Origin of the sequence: Thiohalobacter thiocyanaticus, assembly GCF_003932505.1 — a bacterium.
GTDB classification, from domain to species: domain Bacteria; phylum Pseudomonadota; class Gammaproteobacteria; order Thiohalobacterales; family Thiohalobacteraceae; genus Thiohalobacter; species Thiohalobacter thiocyanaticus.
Map to the genome: position 1 here is coordinate 765,519 of NZ_QZMU01000001.1, position 19,886 is coordinate 785,404.

Genomic DNA, 19,886 nt, shown 5'->3' on the forward strand with positions numbered 1-19,886 from the left:
GCGCAGGCCGGAATCCAGTGACCGCAGCGGCACCTGGGTCCCGGCCTGCGCCGGGATGACGCGGAGAGATCGGGTTGCGCTCTTCCGGTTGCCCCGATCAACTCAACTCATGGACCAAAATGCTGATAGCCGCCGGCGCCGGGCCGGAAGGCAGAACCGTCGGCATGCCGGCACTCCAGGCCTTCCCCCGGGGTGATCTCGCCGATCCGCGTCAGTGCGATGCCGGTTGACTCCGCCACTGCCGCGATCCGGGATTGTGCCGCATCCGGCACGGTGAAGCAGAGTTCATAGTCATCACCGCCGGCCAGGGGCCAGTCGTACCAGGTCGTATCATCGCCCCTCACCAACTGCGTCAGTGCCGGATGCCTGGGCACGGCATCGACGTCGATTTCAGCGCCCACGCCGCTGGCCTGGCACAGGTGGCCGAGATCGGCCAGCAGGCCATCAGAGATGTCGATGGCCGCGCTGGCAAGCCCGCGCAGCGCGCGGCCCAGCGCAAGCCTTGGCTCGGGATAATCCAGCCGTAACCGGCTGGCCTGCAATGCATCCGGATCGGCATCGGCCTCGCGCAGCGCCAGCGCGGCCGCAGCCGCGCCCAGGCCGCCGCTCACATAGATCGCGTCGCCCGGCCTGGCACCATTCCGGGTCAGCGCCTGCCCTTCCGGCACCCGGCCATGCACCGTCACCGTGACGGTCAGCGGACCGCGGGTGGTGTCACCGCCGATCAGCGCGATTCCCGATTCGCTCGCCAGCCGGCCGAAGCCCTCGGCGAAGGCCGCGAGCCAGGCAGCATCGGCCTCGGGCAGGGTCAGGGCCAGCAGCGCCCAGGCCGGATCGGCGCCCATGGCGGCCAGATCACTGAGATTGACCGCCAGGGCCTTGTGGCCGATGGCTACCGGATCGGTATCAGGGGGAAAATGTACGCCCGCGACCAGGGTGTCGGTGGCAATGACCAGGTCGTGGCCGGGCGGGACACTGACGACCGCGGCATCATCCCCGATGCCGAGCCGGATGTCATCGCGGGCCGGCGTCAGCCCGGCAAAGTAGCGTGCGATGAGATCGAATTCATTCAGCGGCATACCGGCTTCAGCCGCCACCGGCCCCCGGCAGGCCGCCGCCGGGCTCACCCTGCGGATGTTCAACACTGCGCAGCCGCCGCGACACCTGATCGAGCACGCCGTTGACGAAGGAATGTCCCTGCTCGGCCCCGAACTTGCGCGTCAGGGCGACGGCCTCGTTGATGACAACCTTGTAGGGAATATCGATACGCTGCATGAGCTCGTAGGTGGCAATGCGCAGGATGGCACGCTCCACCGGATTGACCTCCTCGAGCGGCCGGTTCAGCGCCGGTGCATAGCAGGCATCCAGTTCCACGGCCCGGGCGGTGACGCGCTCGACCAGCTCCCGGAAATAGGCACGGTCGGCATTGCGCAGCTCGGCCTCGTCCTGCTCGAACTGGGCCAGGATCTCATGGGCGTCCATGGCGGTGAACTGCCACTGATACAGGGCCTGCATGGCCAGCCGCCGGGCCCGGCTGCGGGCGGCGTTGGGGTGGGATCTACCGGTCGCCGGGCTCGCGGCCATCTCAGGTCTCCAGGTTGCGCAGCAGGTTGATCATCTCGATGGCCGACATGGCCGCCTCCACGCCCTTGTTGCCGGCCTTGGTGCCGGCACGCTCGATGGCCTGTTCGATGGTATCCACCGTCAGCACGCCGAAGGCCAGCGGGATGTCGTGCTCCAGCCCGACCTGGGCCAGGCCCTTGGTGCACTCGCCGGCGACATACTCGAAATGCGGTGTGCCGCCGCGGATGACCGCCCCCAGGGCGATGATGGCGTCATATTGTTTGCCCGCCGCCAGGCGTTTGGCCACCAGCGGCATCTCGAAGGCGCCGGGCACCCGCACGATCTTCAGATCACGCCGCTCGGCGCCATGGCGCACCAGGCAGTCGACGGCACCCTCGAGCAGGCTGTCGACGATGAAGCTGTTGAAGCGCGCCACCAGCAGGGCGATGCGCGCATCCCGGACGGTCAGGCCGCCTTCGATTTCGGTGATGTCGGTCATGTTGTCTGCGTTCTCTGTGTATAAATGAACTGTGATCCGAATGGCACTTGCTTTATCCACGTCATCCCCGCGAAGGCGGGGATCCAGCGTTGATTGGTGTCACCAGGCACTGGATTCCCGCCTTCGCGGGAATGACGGATTACCCAAAACCGGCGCTCTTGGCGCCTTGGCGGTTCACCAAACCTGGCGTCTTGGCGGTTCACGCCCACATCAATCCGGCTCCACGTATTCGACCACGTCCAGGCCGAAGCCGGCAATGCCGTGCATCTTCTTGGGCGCGCTCAGCACCCGCATGCGGGTCACTCCAAGATCGGCCAGGATCTGAGCGCCGATGCCGTAGGTGCGCAGCTCCTCGCGCGAACGCCGCGGCTCGCCCAGGCCGCCCTCGGCATAGGCGCGGATGCGATGGATCAGGGCCTGCGGATCCTCCGGCCTGCCCAGCACGACCACCACGCCGCTGCCCTCATCGGCCACCCGCTTCAGCGCCCGACGCAGCGGCCAGCCGCAGTCGGAGGTGGTCGCGCTGAGCAGGTCGCACAGCGCACCCTGCACATGCACGCGCACCAACACCGGCTGGTCGTAGTCCGGCCTGCCATAAACCAGCGCCATGTGCACATCGCCGTCGATACAATCCTCGTAGGCGATCAGCCGGAACTCGCCGAACTCGGTCGGCAGCATGCATTCGGCCGTACGCTCCACGGTCGTCTCGTTCTCGATCCGGTAATGAATCAGATCGGCGATGGTCCCCATTTTCAGGTTATGCTCGGCGGCGAACTTCTCCAGGTCCAGGCGCCGCGCCATGCTGCCGTCCTCGTTGAGGATCTCGACGATGACGGCGGCGGGTTCGGCGCCGGCGAGCCGGGCCAGGTCGCAGCCGGCCTCGGTGTGCCCGGCGCGGGTCAGCACCCCGCCCGGCTGGGCCATGAGCGGAAACACATGCCCCGGCTGGACGATGTCCGAGGGTTTCGCCGCCGGCGCCACCGCGGCCTGGACGGTGCGCGCGCGGTCATGGGCCGAGATACCCGTGGTCACGCCCTCGGCGGCCTCGATGGACAGGGTGAACGCCGTCCCGTGCTGGGCGGTGTTGTCGCGCACCATCAGCGGCAGCGCCAACTGCTCGCAGCGCTCGCGGGTCAGGGTCAGGCAGATCAGACCGCGGCCATATCTGGCCATGAAGTTGATGTCCTCCGGCTGCACTTGGTCGGCCAGCATCAGCAGGTCGCCCTCGTTCTCGCGGTCCTCGTCATCCATCAGGATGACCATCTTCCCCTGCCTGAGGTCCTCGATGAGTTCCTGTGTGGTGCTCAGTATCATGTTTGTCCTGGTGTCCACCTGTATTCAGTCCTTTTCCGTCATTGCGAGCGCCCGAAGGGCATAAACGCAGCGCGGCAATCTCTAACCGGCTGATTCCATATTACAGAGATTGCCACACTACGCTCGCAATGACGGGACAAATCACTTTCATTTGAGAAATCCGTGTTCAGCCAGGAAGGAGGCGCTGATTCCGCTGCCCGGCTCGGCCGCCTGCTCGCCCAGCAGCAGTCGCTCCAGGTAACGGGCGATGATGTCCACCTCCAGATTCACCCGGGTACCGCTGCGGTACTCACCGATGGTGGTCTCCTGCAGGGTGTGCGGCACGATATTCAGATCGAAGCTCGCGCCATCGACTGCATTGACGGTAAGACTCACTCCGTCGACGCAGATCGAGCCCTTCCCGGCGATATATTTTGCCAGACCCGCGGGCGCCTGTATGCGAAAACGCTCCGAGCGGCCCTCGGGGCGGCGCTCCAGCACCGCGCCGACGCCGTCCACATGCCCGCTGACCAGATGGCCACCCAGCCGGGTGGTCGGGGTCAGGGCCTTTTCCAGATTCACCCGGCTGCCGACATTGAGGTCACGAAAGCCGGTGCGCGCCAGGGTCTCGCCGGAGACATCGGCCCAGAAACCGTCGCCGGGCAATTCCACCACGGTCAGGCATACACCGTTGACGGCGATGCTGTCGCCGAGTGAGACGTCATCGAGCGCCAGCTTGCCGGTGCGGACCCGAACGCGGGTATCCTCGCCGCCCGGCTGCAGCGCGGCGACCTCGCCGACGGCCTGGATGATGCCTGTGAACATGGGTCGGTTTTCTATAAAGTTCTTAAATGGCCACGGAATACACGGAAAGCACGGACAAATTGAAACCCTGTAACACTGCAGGTCGGGTTAGCGCAACGTAACCCGACACGCGCCTTGGACATGTCGGGTTACGCCCTTTCGGGCTAACCTGACCTACGGTGCTGGAAGAGTATCCGTCATCCCGGCGAATGCCGGGATCCAGAAACCGCTGCGGATAATGGATTCCCGCCTTCGCGGGAATGACGTTGTAATCAGTATTGCTGACGGTTGTGTACACAATCATCCTGTCCGTGCTTTCCGTGTTTTCCGTGGCTATTAATAAATCACTTCACCCGCGCGCGGATGCGCCAGTCCGGCCCCACTGCGCGGATATCCTCGATCGTCAGTGCCACGCGGTCGGCCATGGTATCCAACCCAGGCAGATGAAACAGTCCCCGGGCCTGATCGCCCAGCAGGTGCGGCGCCAGGTAGATCACCAGTTCGTCCACCAGGCCGGCCCGCAGCACGGCGCCGGCCAGGGTCGGGCCGGCTTCCAGCATGACCTCATTGATCTCGCGCTGGCCGAGCAGTGTCAACACGTCAACCGGATCCAGCCGATCATCACGTACCGGCAGCACCGCCACCTCGGCGCCGGCGGCCTCCAGGGCCCGGCGGCGCCCGCTGTCATCGCTGCCGGTCAGGACCAGGGTATGGCCGGGCAGAGCCAGCAGCTTCGCCGAGGGCGGCGTGACCAGCCGCGTATCCAGCACCACCCGCAGCGGCTGCAGCACGGCGCTCCCATCCAGCCCCTCGATCCGGGCCGTCAGGGAAGGATCGTCCCCGAGCAGGGTGCCGCTGCCGGTGAGAATGGCCGAGCTGCGCGCGCGCAGCCTGTGCACATCGGCCCGGGCCGCGGGACCGGTGATCCACTGGCTCTCGCCCGAGGCCAGCGCCGTGCGCCCATCCAGGCTCATGGCCAGTTTGCAGCGCACGAAGGGACGGCCGCTGCGCATGCGCTGGATGAAACCGGGATTCAGCGCCGCGCTCTCGGCCGCCAGCACCCCGGCCTCGGTCGCGATCCCGGACGCCTCGAGCCGGGCGAGGCCCTGCCCCGCCACCCTCGGGTTCGGATCCTCCATTCCCGCCACCACGCGGCCGACACCGGCCTCGATCAGCGCCTCGCTGCAGGGCGGCGTGCGGCCGTGGTGACTGCAGGGCTCCAGCGTGACATAGGCCGTGGCCCCGCGCGCGCGTTCACCGGCCGCGCGCAGGGCATGCACCTCGGCGTGCGGCCCGCCGGCGCGTTCGTGCCAGCCCTCGCCGACGATCCGGCCGTCTCTCACCACCACGCAACCGACGCGGGGATTGGGGTCAGTTGTATACAGCCCCCGGCGCGCCAGCTGCAGGGCGCGGCTCATGAAGCGGATGTCGTCGGTATCAGGCACGTCAGCCACGTTCCGGCGGCACGGCATCAACGCAGAGGACGCGGAGACGCGGAAGCGCAAAATGCTCAGGGAACCTCTGATTATTACTCTTCCCGTCATTCCCGCGCAGGCGGGAATCCAGATGTTTCAGCGAGATGGATGCCCGCCTGCGCGGGCATGACGAATAAATCAGAGGTTCCCTAAATATAAAAATCTCTGTGTCTCTGTACCCCAAAGGGCATAAACGTCTCTGCGTACTTTGCGTTGGCGTCACCTGCGTTGAATATGTCACTACCTTACTTCTCGTCCGGCAGCAAGGGGATCTGGTCGCGCTTCTCCTCCGGCGAGGGCTCGTTCTCCAGGCGTTCGATCTCCTCGCGGAAGGCATTGACGTCCTGGAAGCTGCGATAGACCGAGGCGAAGCGCACATAGGCGACCTGGTCCAGGCCGCGCAGCTCCAGCATGATCCATTCACCGACCTGACGCGCGTCCAGCTCGCGCTCGCCGGAGGCGTTGATGCGCTTCTGGATGCGCTCGATGGCCGCCTCCACCTGCTCGGTGGCCACCGGCCGTTTTTCCAGCGCCCGCAGGATACCGGAGCGCAGCTTCTCCTCGTTGAAGGGTTCGCGCGTGCCGTCGCGCTTGACGATACGCGGCATCACCAGCACCGCCTGCTCGAAGGTGGTGAAGCGCTCGCCGCAGCTCAGGCACTCCCGTCGACGGCGCACCTGCGCGCCCTCGTTGGCCAGGCGCGAGTCGATGACCTTGGTTTCGATGGCTCCGCAGAAGGGGCAGTGCATGGTTGCCTAGGGAATGGGGGTGAGGGAATGAGGGTGAGGAAAAATCCAATTCCTCCTCCCATATCCTACCCCCTGATCCCCACTCCCTATCCTTTATACACCGGAAACCGCTTGCACAGTTCCAGCACCTTGGCGCGCACCTCGGCCTGCACCGATTCGTTCTCGACATCATCCAGGATATCGCAGATCCAGCCGGCCAGTTCCTTGGCTTCCTTCTCCTTGAAGCCGCGGGTGGTCATGGCCGGGGTGCCGATGCGAATGCCGCTGGTGACGAAGGGGGACTGCGGGTCGTTGGGCACGGCGTTCTTGTTCACGGTGATGTTGGCGTTGCCCAGCGCGGCGTCGGCGGCCTTGCCGGTGATCCCCTTGTCGATCAGATCGACCAGGAACAGGTGGTCGTCGGTGCCGCCGGAGACGATCCTGTAGCCGCGCTCGTTCAGGGTCGATGCCATGGCACGGGCATTGTTCACCACCTGCTGCTGGTAGTCCTTGAAGGCCGGCTCCAGCGCCTCCTTGAAGGCCACCGCCTTGCCGGCGATGACATGCATCAGCGGGCCGCCCTGGGTGCCGGGGAAGACCATGGAGTTGAACTTCTTCTCCAGCTCCGGGTTGGACCGGGCCAGGATCAGGCCGCCGCGCGGGCCGCGCAGGGTCTTGTGGGTGGTGGTGGTGACGACATCGGCCACCGGCACCGGGTTGGGATAGATGCCCGCAGCCACCAGGCCGGCCACGTGCGCCATGTCGATGAACAGGTAGGCGCCGACCGAATCGGCGATCTCGCGGAAGACGTTCCAGTCCATGATGCGCGAATAGGCAGAGAAGCCGCCGACGATCATTTTCGGCTTGTGCTCCTGAGCCAGCCGGCGGATCTCGTCATAGTCGACCTCGCCGGTCTCGGCGTTAAGGCCGTACTGGACGGCATTGAAGAGCTTGCCCGAGAAGTTGACCTTGGCGCCGTGGGTCAGATGGCCGCCGTCGGCCAGGCTCATGCCCAGAATGGTATCGCCCGGCTGCAGCAGGGCCAGATAGACCGCGGCGTTGGCCTGGGAGCCGGAATGCGGCTGGACATTGGCGTAATCGGCGCCGAACAGTTCCTTGGCGCGGTCGATGGCCAGCTGCTCGGCGATGTCGACATGCTCGCAACCGCCATAGTAGCGCTTGCCGGGATAGCCTTCGGCGTACTTGTTGGTGAGCACCGAGCCCTGGGCCTGCATCACGCGGGGGCTGGTGTAGTTCTCCGACGCGATCAGTTCGATGTGCTCTTCCTGGCGTTTTTCCTCGGCCTGGATGGCACTCCAGAGTTCGTCGTCGTAACCGGCTATCTTCATATCTTTGTCAAACATCGCTTACCTCTGAGTTGCTGAAAATCGGGGCCCGCGCATGCGGTTCGGCCCGGTCTGGATGCCGGGCGGGCGGGATAAAACGACGATGATAACAGGATTTGCCGCCGGTTTCCGCTCCGGGCGACCGTCTCATCCCCTGATTTTGCGGGTAAAATCCTCCAGACGGCGGCGCATGCGGCGGACATGACTGCCTTCCCAGTAGAGCCGGCCACAGGCCGGACACTGCCACAGCGCCTGGCCGCGGACATCCGGTGGCGCCGCTTCACGCCGGGCCTCGGCGGCCGACTCCAGCGGCCGGTTGCAGACCAGGCAGCGGCTGAAGGGCCGGTACTGCCAGTCGATGGACAGCCGGGCGGCTAATTCTACCACACAGTCATCAAGGGAATTGGCCTGGAGGTGGATCACCGTCTCGTCGGCATGCCGGAATTCGAGCAGCTTGCGGTCGCGCGTCACCAGCCAGCGACCCTCAAGCCGGGCCCGCTCGATGATATCGCGGTCACTTTCGTCCGGGTGCGGCAGCTCGGTATCGTAGCCGGCCGCCCGCAGCCAGCGCGCCAGCCCCTTGAGCATCGCATCGCACAGCAGCTTCATTCCCCCGCCCCTTCAACGACGTAGGTCGGGTTAGCCTGAAAGGCGTAACCCGGCATTCACCGCGGCCCTATCGGGTTACGCTGCGCTAACCCGACCTACAACAGCGGAACGTTCCATGTTTGCTCTTTAGCCGTCCTTCCCGAAACCCTATAATAAGCCACTTCCAAGCCACAGCGACTGAAGCATTCCCATGGCTCAATACGTCTACACCATGAACCGCGTGGGCAAGGTTGTCCCGCCCAAGCGCTGGATCCTCAAGGATATCAGCCTGTCCTTCTTCCCCGGCGCCAAGATCGGCGTGCTGGGCCTGAACGGCTCGGGGAAATCCACCCTGCTGCGCATCATGGCCGGCGTGGACACCGAGATCGAGGGCGAGGCCAGGGCCCAACCCGGGATCAACATCGGCTACCTGCCGCAGGAACCGCAGCTGGACCCCGACAAGGACGTGCGCGGCAATGTCGAGGACGGCCTGGGTGAGGTCGCCGAGGCACAGACCAAGCTGGAAGCGGTCTACGCCGCCTACGCCGAGCCGGACGCCGACTTCGACGCCCTGGCCGCCGAACAGGCCCGGCTGGAGAACATCCTGCAGGCCGCCGGCGGACACAATGTGGAGCACAAGCTGGAGGTCGCCGCCGAGGCCCTGCGCCTGCCGCCCTGGGAGGCCGACGTCACCAAACTGTCCGGCGGCGAGCGTCGGCGCGTGGCCCTGTGCAAGCTGCTGCTGTCCAACCCCGACATGCTGCTGCTCGACGAGCCCACCAACCACCTGGACGCCGAGTCCGTCGCCTGGCTGGAGCGTTTCCTGGCCGAGTTCAGCGGCACCGTGGTGGCCGTGACCCATGACCGCTATTTTCTGGACAATGTCGCCGGCTGGATCCTGGAGCTGGACCGCGGCCACGGCATCCCCTTCGAAGGCAACTATTCCGCCTGGCTGGAGAACAAGGAAAAGCGCCTGGAGCAGGAGAAGAAGGAGCAGGTCTCGCGCCAGCGCGCCATCAAGTCCGAGCTGGAGTGGGTGCGTTCCAATCCCAAGGGCCGCCACGCCAAGAGCAAGGCGCGCCTGCAGCGTTTCGATGAACTGCAGTCGCAGGAATTCCAGTCCCGCAACGAGACCCAGGAGATCTACATCCCGCCCGGCGAGCGCCTGGGTGACCTGGTGATCGAGGCCGACGGCGTGAAGAAATCCTTCGACGACCGGCTGCTGATCGACGACCTCAGCTTCAAGGTCCCGCCCGGGGCGATTGTCGGCATCATTGGTCCCAACGGCGCTGGCAAGACCACCCTGTTCCGCATGCTCACCGGCAACGAACAGCCCGACGGCGGCGAGATCCGCATCGGCGACACCGTGCACCTGGCCTATGTCGACCAGTCGCGCGACGCGCTGGACGGCAACAAGTCGGTATGGGAGGAGATCTCCGACGGCCAGGACATCATCCGGGTCGGCAAGTACGAAACCCCCTCGCGCGCCTATGTCGGGCGCTTCAATTTCGCCGGCTCCGAGCAGCAGAAGCGGGTTGGCGATCTCTCGGGCGGCGAGCGCAACCGCGTGCACCTGGCCAAGCTGCTCAAGAGCGGCGGCAACGTGCTGCTGCTCGACGAACCCACCAACGACCTGGACGTCGAAACCCTGCGCGCGCTGGAAGAGGCGCTGCTGGCCTTCCCCGGCTGCGTGCTGGTCACCTCGCACGACCGCTGGTTCCTGGACCGCATCGCCACCCACATCCTCGCCTTCGAGGGCGACAGCCGGGTGGAATGGTTCGAGGGCAACTACGCCGACTACGAGGAAGACCGCAAACGCCGCCTCGGCGACGCGGCCGACCAGCCGCACCGCATCAAATACAAGCGGCTGGCCTGATATCCTCGGGCGGCCGGCAGCCCCGCCTGTCCGCATGCTGGCATGAGCTTGACGCGCCATATTCTCTGAACTAAGTGTTGTTCAGAGGGGGAAGCGTGTTGTACGGGCAGTTTAGTCACGGATAACATGTAACAGATTCTGTCAGGCGTATTCGCTCCCACCCTCCAGAAACGTATAACAAGCATCTGGAGGAACACACCATGCACCGCCGCGACTTCCTGGCACTCAGTGTCAAATCCCTCATGGCCGCCGGCCTGAGCTCGTCCATCCCCGCCGCCCTGCTGCGCGCCGGCAACTCGCATGCCGCCATCCTTGCCGCCGGCCTGTCGGATCCGGCAGGTCAACCGCTGTTCACCCACAGCGTGCCGAATGCCCTGTCCGGCGGATTCAAATACGTGCCGAAGAACAACCGGCTGCGCATCCAGATGGCACAGGCCACGCAGATGACCGGCCTGCTCGGGGCCGACGGTGTCACGCCGGTACCGACCCCGGTCTGGGGCTACGGCGAACTCGGCCAGGACGTGACCTGGCCGGGCCGCACCATCGAGATCGACACCGCGGACGACCCCCTCGAGATCACCTGGGCCAACCAGCTCCATAACGTGCCCCATCTGCTGCCCGTGGACACCAGCCTGCACTGGGCCTATTCAATGCATGGCTATGGACGCAACAGCATCGGCAGGAACGGGGTGCCGGTCGTGCCGCATGTGCACGGCGGCCACAACGACAGCCCCTTCGATGGCAATCCGGAGTACTTCTTCTCGCCGGCCTGGGCGGTACGCGGGCCGCGCTGGGAGAGCCGGAAGTACTATTACGGCGGCCCCGACTGGAACCAGGTCGCCGGCATGAACTGGTATCACGATCACGCGCTGGGCATCACCCGGCTCAATGTCTACGCCGGCCTGGCCGGATTTTTCGCGGTACGCGACGCCGCCGACACCGGCAGGCCCGACAATCCGCCGGGCCTGCCCGCCGACCCCTACGAACTCGGCTATGCCATGCAGGACCGCATGTTCCGCAGCAGCGGAGAATTGTTCTACCCGGCCTTCCCCGGCGATCCCTTCTACGCGGACTTCATCACCGACGAGGGCGCGTATCTGCCGGACGACCGGTTCCCGGGCGGCGGCCCCACGGCGCTGGCGGAGTTCTTCGGCGATCACATGCTGGTCAACGGGGTTATCTGGCCGAAGGCGAGCGTGGAATCGAGACAATACCGGGTACGGCTCCTCAACGGCACCGACAGCCGCTTCATGCGCCTGCGGCTGAAAGTGATACCCGGCGGCGCCGGCAATCCGACCGCAACCGATCCCGCCGCCGGTTATCCGCTGCCTTTCTATGTCATCGGATCCGATCAGAGCCTGCGTGCGACCGCAGTCAGGATCGACGAGATCGACTTCGCCCCGGGCGAGCGCCTGGACCTGATCGTGGACTTCAAGGAGGTGCCGGCCGGCACCCGGGTGATCGTAGAGAACCTGCTGGGCGACGCCCCCTTCGGCGGGGAGCTGCCCGCCGCGGAAGACCTGTTCCCGAACCGGCGCACCGACCGGGTGATGGCCTTCGATGTGGAATTGCCATTCAACAGCAGCCGTCCCGACACCCAGATAATGGACGGCAGCCACCTGGGTGGCGGCGTGAACGTCGCGGATGCCGTCCGGACCCGCAGGCTGGCCCTGTTCGAGGGCACCGACGAGTACGGCCGCCTCCAGCCCCTGCTGGGCACTGCCGAACCCGTCACCGACGTCCAGGGCAATACGGTCAACGGTACCCTGGCCTGGCATCAGCCCATCACGGAGAACCCGGGCCTCGGCGACACCGAGATCTGGGAACTGTACAACGCCACCGGCGACGCCCACCCGATCCATGTCCACCTGGTGCACTTCGAGGTGATGAACCGGCAGCGCTTCAGGGCGGATCTTGTCGAGCAACCTGTGGAGCAGCACAACGGCAGCCAGGGCAGCGGCTTCCGGCTGGAGAATATCAAAACGATCGGCAGGGAAAATGCCCCGGCCGCCTCCGAGCAGACGCGCCGCGACATGGTCATGGCCCTGCCGGGCGAGGTGACGCGCATTCGCATGACCTTTGACAAGCCCGGCCGCTATGTCTGGCACTGTCACATCCTTTCGCACGAAGACCATGAGATGATGCGGCCCTTCCATGTCGGCCCGGGACCCTACTGAGATCTCGTCGCGATCACCGGGACGGGTGGCGACGGCCGGATACCGCACCGGATCAAATACAAGCGGCTGGCGTGAGGGGCTTCATGCCTGGATGGTTTTTGAGCCACGGATGAACACGAATAAACACTGATATATACAATCCCATAAACCGCTAAGGCGAATAAGGCGCGCGAAGGCGTGGACTATGGTTTGAACCGGATTGCTGCAGAGCGCCTGTCCGTATTTTAAAACTTCGCGCGCCTTATTCGCCTTGGCGGTTTAAAGCTTTTTGATCCGTGTTTATCCGTGTTCATCCGTGGCCCTGCCCCGCGCCGGCCACTATCCTGACCAGACCTTGCCGCCCCCGCAGCGATCTGTGATGATCCATACCGATGGACATTGACCTGCTCAAGACCTTCCTGGAAGTCGAACGCGTGCGCCACTTCGGCCGCGCCGCGGAGCGGCTGTTCATCACCCAGTCGGCGGTCAGTGCCCGCATCCGACAGCTGGAAGAGCTGCTGGGCGTGGAGCTGTTCACCCGCAAGCGCAACGACATCCAGCTGACCCCGGCCGGACGCCGGCTGAAACAACACGCCGCGGCCATCATCAACCAGTGGGAGCGGGCCCGGCAGGAAACCGGGCTGGGGGAGGCCTACCGTGACGTACTGGCCATCGGCGGGCTGGCCGACCTGTGGCCGACAGCGCTGGAGAACTGGCTGGTACGTCTGCAGCAGGCGCTGCCCGACATCGCCCTGCGGGGCGAGGCCGGCGCCGCGGACGAACTCGTCCACAGGCTGCTGAATGGCGCACTGGATATCGCCTGTATCTATGATCCGCCGCAGGTATCGGAGTTCACGGTACGGTCGCTGGGAGTGATGGAACTGGTGCTGGTCGCAACCGAGGCCGGCCTGACCGCCGCCGAAGCGATGGCGGAGAACTATATCCTGGTTGACTGGGGCACGGCCTTCGCACTGAGCCATGCCCGGCAGTTCCCCGACCTGCCGGCGCCGGCCGTGCACCTGGCCCAGGGACTGCTGGCGCGCGACCTGCTGTTGCGCCGGCCCGGTGCGGCCTACCTGCCACGCCAGTGGCTGGAAACGGATCCGCGCTGCGCCGGACGGCTGCATGCGGTCGCCGACGCCCCGGTGCTGGAGCGCACCTGGTACGCGCTCTGGCGCGACAACATGACGCGCCAGCCCCTGCTGGATGCGGCACTGGCCGCCTTTCCGGCGCCGGGCTGAACCCGCCCGACCCGGGCCTCAGCCCCAGGGGTCCTCCAGTATCCGGCGCAGGCGGCGCTCCTCCTGCATGTCCTCGATGCGGCGGCGCCGCTTCAGGTCCACGGCGCGTCCGGCGCCGGCACCGGCCTGGCTGTCCAGGCCGCTGTCCTCGCTGTCGATCTGATTGAAGATTTCCTCAAGATCCAGGTTCTGCATCGCATTTTCCCTCGGCTTCGGCGCCCCGCAACGGCGGGGAATTTGCGATGCTATCTAAGGCCGGTCGGCGGAAAATTAAAGCGATTTTTTTTCGTCCTGACGATTCATTCTGCTTGTCGATGCGGGCAGATGCAGCCGCAGCCCCATCAATACCAGCCAGACGGCTCCGTAGAGCAACGGCTCACGCACATCGGCCTTGACCAGCCAGTAGTAATGGATCACCCCCAGCAGGGCGATGGGATAGACCAGCCGGTGCAGCCGCTTCCAGCCGCGGCGCAGCCAGCGCTGGCTGGCCTGATTGGAGGTGAGCGCCAGCGGCAGCAGCAGGGCATAGGCGGTCATCCCGAGCGTGATGAAGGGCCGTTCCACAATATCGGCCAGGATTTCGGACCAGAGGAAGAACTGGTCGAACCAGAGATAGGTCATGAGATGCAGACTCGCATAGAAAAACACGAACAGGCCCAGCATGCGCCGTAACCGCAACGGCCACTTCCAGCCCGTGAGCCGGCGCAGCGGTGTCATGGCCAGAGTGATCAGTACCAGGCGCAGGGTCCAGGTCCCGGTGGCATCGGTGATGTCCTCGATGGGATTCGCGCTCAGCTGATCGGTCAGCGCCCGCAGGACCAGCCAGGCCAGCGGCAGCAGGCAGAGCAGAAAAGTAATGACGCGCTGCCAGACAGCAGGAATACCGCCCCTGGCACTAGCTTCCGCTGCAGCAACCATCGCCGGCCTGGATGGGCGGACAGGACACAGTGCCGTAGGAACAGAACACACAGCAGTCGCCGGCCCGGGGCCGCAGCAGCACGCCGCAGCCACCGCACTCGTGATACCAGAGGCAGTAATCGTCGGGCATGGTGAGGGTTTCACGGTGCCCGCATTCCGGGCAGGTCAGGGTGGAAAGGTATTCGATCCCTGCCTGTGACATCAGAAGTGTTCCCTCAGGTCCATGCCCCGGTACAGCCCGGCGACTTCCTCTTCGTAGCCGTTGAACATCAGGGTCGGCCGCTTGAGGAATTCGCCGATGCGCCGTTCCCGTGCCTGGCTCCAGCGGGGATGGTCGACGTTCGGGTTCACGTTGGAATAGAAACCGTATTCCTTCGACGCGGCCTTCATCCAGCTGCTGACCGGCTGCTGCTCTTTGAAACGGATCTTCACGATGGACTTGATGCTCTTGTAGCCGTATTTCCAGGGCACCACCAGACGGATGGGCGCGCCGTTCTGGTTGGGCATGACCTTGCCGTACAGGCCCACGGCCAGGATCGTCAGCGGATGCATGGCCTCGTCCATGCGCAGCCCTTCCACATAGGGCCAGTCAAGAATGCGCCGGCGCTGACCCGGCATCTGTTCCGGGTCATGCAGGGTCTGGAACTCGACGTATTTCGCATTATTGGTCGGCTCGAGGCGCTTGATCAGATCGCCCAGCGGAAAACCCACCCAGGGGATGACCATGGACCAGCCCTCCACGCAGCGCAGCCGGTAGATGCGTTCCTCCAGGGCGTGCGGCTTGAGGATGTCCTCCAGGGCATAGGTGCCGGGCCGGGCGCACTCGCCTTCCACCGTCACCGACCAGGGGTCGGTCTGCAGCCGGTGGGCGTTCTCGGCCGGATCGCCCTTGCCGGTGCCGAACTCATAGAAGTTGTTATAGGTGGTCACATCGTCATAAGGCGTGAGATCCTCGTCGGTGCTGAAGCGGCTCCTGGCGATATCGCCGGGAAGACTCACCTTCGCCTCGGCCAGCCGCGCCCAGGCGCCGGTCAGGCCGGCGCCGAAAACGGCCAGGCCGGCCTGCATCAGCCGCCGGCGCTGGCGATAGACGGATTCGGGGGTGATTTCGCTGGGCAGGATCCGGTTGGGCATGAGGGTTTCCCTCGCATCTGACGCTGAGCTGTACTTGATTAGTTTCCTGGCATCCGAAAAAGTTCGCCCAAACCCTGAACCACAAAGGCGAAGAAGGCGCGCGAAGGGATAAATGGATTGATCACGAAGGCTTTGGCATACATGGGGCTATCAACGCAGGCTGGGCTGAGCAGAGCGAGGCCCAAGGGGCAGCGGATTAATGTTGGGCTTCACGTTGTTCAGCCCAACCTACGAAACCTTTGTGCGCCTTCTTCGCCTTTGCGGTTCAATGCTTATCAGGAATACGGATACGCTCAGTCCACCCACACCCGCGCGTTGCGGAACAGCCGCAGCCAGGGCGCGTCCTCGCCCCAGCCATCCGGGTGCCAGAGAATGCTGCACGGTGCGGAATACCCGTTCGGGATGCGGCATCATCAGGGTGACCCGGCCATCGCGGCTGGTCACGCCGGTGATGCCCTGGGGCGAGCCGTTGGGATTGAAGGGATAGGTCTCGGTGGCCCGACCGTAATGATCCAGGTAGCGCAGCGCCATGCCGCCCTGCTCCAGCAGCCGCTCGCGGTCGCCGGCACGGTCGAACTCGGCCCGGCCCTCGCCGTGGGCCACGGCCACCGGCATGCGCGAGCCGGTCATGCCGCGCAGCAGGATGGAGGGAGAGTCGGTCACCTCGACCAGCGACAGCCTGGCCTCGAACTGCTCGCTGGTATTGCGCACGAAGCGCGGCCAGTGCTCGCTGCCGGGGATGAGTTCCTTCAGCCCGGCCAGCATCTGGCAGCCGTTGCACACCCCCAGGGTGAAGGTATCGCCGCGCTCGAAGAAGGCGCTGAATTCGTCGCGCGCGCGGGGGTTGAACAGGATCGACTTGGCCCAGCCCAGTCCGGCGCCGAGCACGTCGCCGTAGGAGAAACCGCCGCAGGCCACCAGACCGCGGAAACCGGCCAGCCCGACCCGCCCGGCGATGACATCGCTCATATGCACGTCCACGCAGTCGAAACCGGCACGATGGAAGGCCATTGCCATCTCGATCTGGCCGTTCACGCCCTGCTCGCGCAGGATGGCCATGGCCGGGCGCACACCCGTCTGGATGTAAGGCGCGGCCACATCCTCGGCCGGATCGAAGGCCGGTTCGGCGTGCAGACCCGGATCACCGAGGTTTAGCAGGGCATCGAATTCCTGCCGGGCGGTCTCCGGATTGTCGCGCAGGGCCTGGATGCGATAACTGGTCTCGGCCCAGGCCCGCTGCAGTTCCACCCGGGATTCATTCAGCAGCTCGCGACCGCCGTGGCGCAGGATCAGGCGGTCCCCGGCATTGGGACTGCCGAGACCATGGCTGTAACGCCCCAACCCGCGCTCATGCAGCAGTTCGCGCACGGCGGCGGCATCCTCGCGCCGGACCTGGATCACGGCGCCCAGCTCCTCGCTGAACAGGGCCGCCAGCGGCTCCGCGCCCAGCCCGTCCAGATCGATGTCCAGACCGGTGTGCCCGGCGAAGGCCATTTCACACAGGGTCGCCAGCAGGCCGCCATCGGAACGGTCGTGGTAGGCCAGCAGCCGGCCCTGGCGGCTCAATTCCTGGATAGCGGCGAAGAAGGCCTTGAGCGCGTCCGGGTCGTCCAGATCCGGAGCATGATGACCGACCTGCTTGTAGACCTGGGCCAGGGCCGATCCGGCCAGGCGGTTGTGGCCCTTGCCGAGGTCGATGAGGATGAGCTCGGTCTCGCCCCGATCGGTGCGCAGCTGCGGTGTCAGGCTCAGGCGCACGTCCTCCACCGGAGCGAAGGCCGAGACGATCAGCGACAGGGGCGCGGTCACGCTGCGCGCCTGGCCGTCCTGCTCCCACACCGTCTTCATGGACAGTGAATCCTTGCCCACCGGGATGGCGATGCCGAGCCGCGGACACAGCTCGCGGCCCACCGCCTCGACCGTGTCGAACAGGATGGCGTCCTCGCCGGGGTGGCCGGCCGGCGCCATCCAGTTGGCCGACAGCCGCAGCCGGTCCAGCCCGGCGATCGCCGCCCCGGCGATGTTGGTGATGGCCTCGCCCACCGCCATCCGGCCCGAGGCCGGGCCATCGACCAGGGCGACCGGCGTGCGCTCGCCCATGGCCACGGCCTCGCCGGTGAAGGCGTAGTGATCGGTGGTGGTCACCGCGGCATCGGCCACCGGCACCTGCCAGGGGCCGACCATCTGGTCGCGGGCGACCAGGCCGGTGACGGTGCGGTCGCCGATGGTGATCAGGAAACTCTTGCTGGCCACGGTGGGCAGACGCAGAACCCGGTAGACGGCCTCGGCGGGATCGATGCCCGCGGGGTCGAAATCGGGCTTGCGGAAGGTGCGGTGGTGCACGTCGCGCAGCATCCGGGGGGGCTTGCCCAGGACCAGCGACAGCGGTACCTCCACCGGGGCGTTGTCGAACTCGCCGTCGCCGACGATCAGGTCCTGGTCCTCGGTGGCCTCGCCCACCACGGCATAGGGGCAGCGCTCGCGCTCGCACAGGGCCTGGAAGGCCTCCAGCCGCTCCGGCGCGACGGCCAGCACATAACGCTCCTGCGACTCGTTGCACCAGATCTGCATGGGCGTCATGCCGGGTTCGTCGACCGGGAAGTTGCGCAGCTCGAAGCGCCCGCCGCGGCCGCTGTCGTTGACCAGTTCCGGCAGGGCGTTGGACACGCCACCGGCGCCCACGTCGTGAATGGACAGGATGGGATTGTCCGCGCCCATGGCCCAGCAGCGGTCGATCACCTCCTGGGCCCGGCGCTGCATCTCGGGATTGCCGCGCTGTACCGAGGCGAAGTCCAGATCCTCGGCGCTGACACCGCTGTCCATGCTGGAGGCCGCGCCGCCGCCCAGGCCGATGAGCATGGCCGGACCGCCCAGCACGATGATCTGGGCGCCGGGCGGGATGTCCTGCTTGTCGATGTGCTCGTGGCGGATGTTGCCGTAACCGCCGGCCAGCATGATGGGCTTGTGGTAGCCGCGCACCTCTTCACCGTCCGGGCCCGGCACCTTTTCCTCGAAGCTGCGGAAGTAGCCGCACAGGTTGGGCCGACCGAACTCGTTGTTGAAGGCCGCCGCGCCCAGCGGTCCCTCGATCATGATGTCCAGCGCCGAGACGATGCGCCCGGGCCGGCCGTGGTCGGTCTCCCAGGGCTGCTCGAAGCCGGGGATGCGCAGGTTGGACACCGAGAAGCCGCACAGCCCGGCCTTGGGCTTACCGCCGCGCCCGGTCGCGCCCTCGTCGCGGATCTCGCCGCCGGCGCCGGTGGCCGCGCCCGGAAAGGGCGAGATGGCGGTGGGGTGGTTGTGGGTCTCGACCTTCATCAGGATGTGCGCCGGCCCGGTGTGCTCGCTGTAGCGGCCGTCGGCATCCGGATACAGGCGCCGGCCTTCGAAGCCCTCGATCACGGCCGAGTTGTCGTGGTAGGCCGACAGCACCCGGTCCGGGCTGGCCCTGTAGGTCTCGCGGATCATGCCGAACAGGGATTCCTCCCGGGCGCGTCCGTCGATCACCCAGCTGGCATTGAAGATCTTGTGCCGGCAGTGCTCGGAATTGGCCTGGGCGAACATCATCAGCTCGACGTCGCTGGGGTTGCGGTTGAGCGCAGTGAAACTCTCGACCAGGTAGTCGATCTCGTCCTCCGACAGGGCCAGGCCGAGTTCGCGGTTGGCGGCTTCCAGCGCAGGACGGCCGCCGCCGAGGATATCCACCCGGGCGAAGGACTGCGGCTCGGCGCTGCGGAACAGGCCCTCGGCCTCCTCGAAGCTCTCCAGCACGGATTCGGTCATGCGGTCATGAATCAGTTCCAGGAAGCCCCGGCGTGCCGCCCCTTCCAATGGCCGGTCGTGCGGCGTGAGCACCTGGTAGGAGATGCCGCGCTCGATGCGGTGAATCCTGTCCAGGCCGCAGTTGTGGGCAATGTCGGTGGCCTTGGAGGCCCAGGGGGAGATGGTGCCCAGACGCGGCACCACCAGGAACAGCTGGGCACCGGCGGGCACGGCCGGGGCGCGCGGGCCGTATTCCAGCAGCCGTTCCAGCCGGCGCTGCTCGGCCGCGTCCAGATGCTGTTCCAGATCGACGAAATGCTGGTAGCGGGTGTGCAGGGCCTCCAGCGTGATGCCCGCCTCCCGGGCGCGCTCCAGCAGCTTGTCGGTACGGAAGGCGGAAAGTGCCGGGGCGCCGGGCAGGTGCAGCATGGAGGCCTCTGGATCTGCGGGTTCGGGAAGCGGCAAATGATACTGAAACCGTCGCCCCGGGGCCAGTGAGGCTG

The 19,886-nt window shown here is 65.9% G+C and carries 16 protein-coding genes and 1 pseudogene; 3 read left to right on the forward strand and 14 right to left on the reverse strand.

Features of this window, described 5'->3' with window-relative positions:
- Nucleotides 1–107: 107 nt before the first annotated feature.
- The 9 genes from thiL to D6C00_RS03595 form a co-directional block, all read right to left on the reverse strand.
- A complete protein-coding gene (gene thiL / locus D6C00_RS03555; protein WP_125180343.1) occupies nucleotides 108–1,079 on the reverse strand; it encodes a thiamine-phosphate kinase in 972 nt (323 codons plus the stop codon).
- A 7-nt stretch (nucleotides 1,080–1,086) separates the two neighbouring features.
- Nucleotides 1,087–1,584 carry a transcription antitermination factor NusB gene (gene nusB / locus D6C00_RS03560; protein WP_125180344.1) on the reverse strand — a complete coding sequence of 166 codons (498 nt, stop codon included), beginning with the start codon at nucleotides 1,582–1,584 and terminating at the stop codon, nucleotides 1,087–1,089.
- 1 nt (nucleotide 1,585) lies between these two features.
- A complete protein-coding gene (gene ribH / locus D6C00_RS03565) occupies nucleotides 1,586–2,062 on the reverse strand; it encodes a 6,7-dimethyl-8-ribityllumazine synthase (RefSeq protein ID WP_125180345.1) in 477 nt (158 codons plus the stop codon).
- A 210-nt stretch (nucleotides 2,063–2,272) separates the two neighbouring features.
- Entirely contained in the window at nucleotides 2,273–3,376 is a 1,104-nt protein-coding gene (gene ribBA / locus D6C00_RS03570) for a bifunctional 3,4-dihydroxy-2-butanone-4-phosphate synthase/GTP cyclohydrolase II (RefSeq protein WP_125180346.1), read from the reverse strand.
- 147 nt (nucleotides 3,377–3,523) lie between these two features.
- Nucleotides 3,524–4,180, reverse strand: a complete 657-nt coding sequence (locus tag D6C00_RS03575; RefSeq protein ID WP_125180347.1) for a riboflavin synthase — start codon at nucleotides 4,178–4,180, stop codon at nucleotides 3,524–3,526.
- Nucleotides 4,181–4,503: 323 nt separating this feature from the next.
- Complete coding sequence (gene ribD, locus D6C00_RS03580; RefSeq protein WP_399360090.1) at nucleotides 4,504–5,631, reverse strand: bifunctional diaminohydroxyphosphoribosylaminopyrimidine deaminase/5-amino-6-(5-phosphoribosylamino)uracil reductase RibD; 1,128 nt, start codon at nucleotides 5,629–5,631, stop codon at nucleotides 4,504–4,506.
- Between the two features lie 248 nt (nucleotides 5,632–5,879).
- Entirely contained in the window at nucleotides 5,880–6,383 is a 504-nt protein-coding gene (nrdR, locus tag D6C00_RS03585; RefSeq protein ID WP_125180348.1) for a transcriptional regulator NrdR, read from the reverse strand.
- A gap of 86 nt (nucleotides 6,384–6,469) precedes the next feature.
- A complete protein-coding gene (gene glyA, locus D6C00_RS03590) occupies nucleotides 6,470–7,726 on the reverse strand; it encodes a serine hydroxymethyltransferase (RefSeq protein WP_125180349.1) in 1,257 nt (418 codons plus the stop codon).
- Between the two features lie 129 nt (nucleotides 7,727–7,855).
- The gene (locus D6C00_RS03595; RefSeq protein ID WP_125180350.1) at nucleotides 7,856–8,317 is read right to left on the reverse strand and encodes a DUF5615 family PIN-like protein; all 462 of its coding nucleotides are present in this window, start codon (nucleotides 8,315–8,317) and stop codon (nucleotides 7,856–7,858) included.
- Between the two features lie 190 nt (nucleotides 8,318–8,507).
- Between D6C00_RS03595 and ettA the strand changes: the two genes are divergently transcribed.
- The 3 genes from ettA to D6C00_RS03610 all read left to right on the forward strand — a co-directional run bounded on the left by ettA (nucleotide 8,508) and on the right by D6C00_RS03610 (nucleotide 13,569).
- On the forward strand, nucleotides 8,508–10,172 hold the full coding sequence (gene ettA / locus D6C00_RS03600; protein WP_125180351.1) for an energy-dependent translational throttle protein EttA: 1,665 nt from the start codon (nucleotides 8,508–8,510) through the stop codon (nucleotides 10,170–10,172).
- Between the two features lie 200 nt (nucleotides 10,173–10,372).
- Nucleotides 10,373–12,349 carry a multicopper oxidase family protein gene (locus D6C00_RS03605; protein WP_125180352.1) on the forward strand — a complete coding sequence of 659 codons (1,977 nt, stop codon included), beginning with the start codon at nucleotides 10,373–10,375 and terminating at the stop codon, nucleotides 12,347–12,349.
- Between the two features lie 371 nt (nucleotides 12,350–12,720).
- Nucleotides 12,721–13,569: a LysR family transcriptional regulator gene (locus D6C00_RS03610; RefSeq protein ID WP_125180353.1), complete on the forward strand. Its 849-nt coding sequence runs from the start codon at nucleotides 12,721–12,723 to the stop codon at nucleotides 13,567–13,569.
- A gap of 18 nt (nucleotides 13,570–13,587) precedes the next feature.
- Here D6C00_RS03610 and D6C00_RS15410 read toward each other — a convergent pair whose 3' ends face one another.
- From D6C00_RS15410 to purL, 5 genes and pseudogenes are all read right to left on the reverse strand, one after another.
- Nucleotides 13,588–13,764, reverse strand: a complete 177-nt coding sequence (locus D6C00_RS15410; protein WP_158675275.1) for a PA3496 family putative envelope integrity protein — start codon at nucleotides 13,762–13,764, stop codon at nucleotides 13,588–13,590.
- 75 nt (nucleotides 13,765–13,839) lie between these two features.
- Nucleotides 13,840–14,487 carry a protein-methionine-sulfoxide reductase heme-binding subunit MsrQ gene (locus D6C00_RS03615; RefSeq protein WP_125180354.1) on the reverse strand — a complete coding sequence of 216 codons (648 nt, stop codon included), beginning with the start codon at nucleotides 14,485–14,487 and terminating at the stop codon, nucleotides 13,840–13,842.
- Nucleotides 14,465–14,689, reverse strand: a complete 225-nt coding sequence (locus D6C00_RS03620; protein WP_125180355.1) for a GDCCVxC domain-containing (seleno)protein — start codon at nucleotides 14,687–14,689, stop codon at nucleotides 14,465–14,467. Before D6C00_RS03620 ends, D6C00_RS03615 begins: the two co-directional genes overlap by 23 nt.
- Nucleotides 14,689–15,621 (reverse strand): protein-methionine-sulfoxide reductase catalytic subunit MsrP, encoded by a 933-nt coding sequence (gene msrP, locus D6C00_RS03625; RefSeq protein WP_125180356.1) that lies wholly within the window; start codon nucleotides 15,619–15,621, stop codon nucleotides 14,689–14,691. The genes D6C00_RS03620 and msrP overlap by 1 nt, the downstream gene beginning before the upstream one ends.
- Before the next feature lie 293 nt (nucleotides 15,622–15,914).
- Nucleotides 15,915–19,812, reverse strand: a pseudogene (gene purL / locus D6C00_RS03630) (phosphoribosylformylglycinamidine synthase).
- Nucleotides 19,813–19,886 lie beyond the last annotated feature (74 nt).

What these genes read in the sequence shown, in the direction of transcription:
- thiL (WP_125180343.1), bottom strand. Translation starts at nt 1,079, where the DNA reads ATGCCGCTGAATGAATTCGATCTCATCGCACGCTACTTTGCCGGGCTG.
- nusB (WP_125180344.1), bottom strand. Translation starts at nt 1,584, where the DNA reads ATGGCCGCGAGCCCGGCGACCGGTAGATCCCACCCCAACGCCGCCCGC.
- ribH (WP_125180345.1), bottom strand. Translation starts at nt 2,062, where the DNA reads ATGACCGACATCACCGAAATCGAAGGCGGCCTGACCGTCCGGGATGCG.
- ribBA (WP_125180346.1), bottom strand. Translation starts at nt 3,376, where the DNA reads ATGATACTGAGCACCACACAGGAACTCATCGAGGACCTCAGGCAGGGG.
- D6C00_RS03575 (WP_125180347.1), bottom strand. Translation starts at nt 4,180, where the DNA reads ATGTTCACAGGCATCATCCAGGCCGTCGGCGAGGTCGCCGCGCTGCAG.
- ribD (WP_399360090.1), bottom strand. Translation starts at nt 5,631, where the DNA reads ATGCCGTGCCGCCGGAACGTGGCTGACGTGCCTGATACCGACGACATC.
- nrdR (WP_125180348.1), bottom strand. Translation starts at nt 6,383, where the DNA reads ATGCACTGCCCCTTCTGCGGAGCCATCGAAACCAAGGTCATCGACTCG.
- glyA (WP_125180349.1), bottom strand. Translation starts at nt 7,726, where the DNA reads ATGTTTGACAAAGATATGAAGATAGCCGGTTACGACGACGAACTCTGG.
- D6C00_RS03595 (WP_125180350.1), bottom strand. Translation starts at nt 8,317, where the DNA reads ATGAAGCTGCTGTGCGATGCGATGCTCAAGGGGCTGGCGCGCTGGCTG.
- ettA (WP_125180351.1), top strand. Translation starts at nt 8,508, where the DNA reads ATGGCTCAATACGTCTACACCATGAACCGCGTGGGCAAGGTTGTCCCG.
- D6C00_RS03605 (WP_125180352.1), top strand. Translation starts at nt 10,373, where the DNA reads ATGCACCGCCGCGACTTCCTGGCACTCAGTGTCAAATCCCTCATGGCC.
- D6C00_RS03610 (WP_125180353.1), top strand. Translation starts at nt 12,721, where the DNA reads ATGGACATTGACCTGCTCAAGACCTTCCTGGAAGTCGAACGCGTGCGC.
- D6C00_RS15410 (WP_158675275.1), bottom strand. Translation starts at nt 13,764, where the DNA reads ATGCAGAACCTGGATCTTGAGGAAATCTTCAATCAGATCGACAGCGAG.
- D6C00_RS03615 (WP_125180354.1), bottom strand. Translation starts at nt 14,487, where the DNA reads ATGGTTGCTGCAGCGGAAGCTAGTGCCAGGGGCGGTATTCCTGCTGTC.
- D6C00_RS03620 (WP_125180355.1), bottom strand. Translation starts at nt 14,689, where the DNA reads ATGTCACAGGCAGGGATCGAATACCTTTCCACCCTGACCTGCCCGGAA.
- msrP (WP_125180356.1), bottom strand. Translation starts at nt 15,621, where the DNA reads ATGCCCAACCGGATCCTGCCCAGCGAAATCACCCCCGAATCCGTCTAT.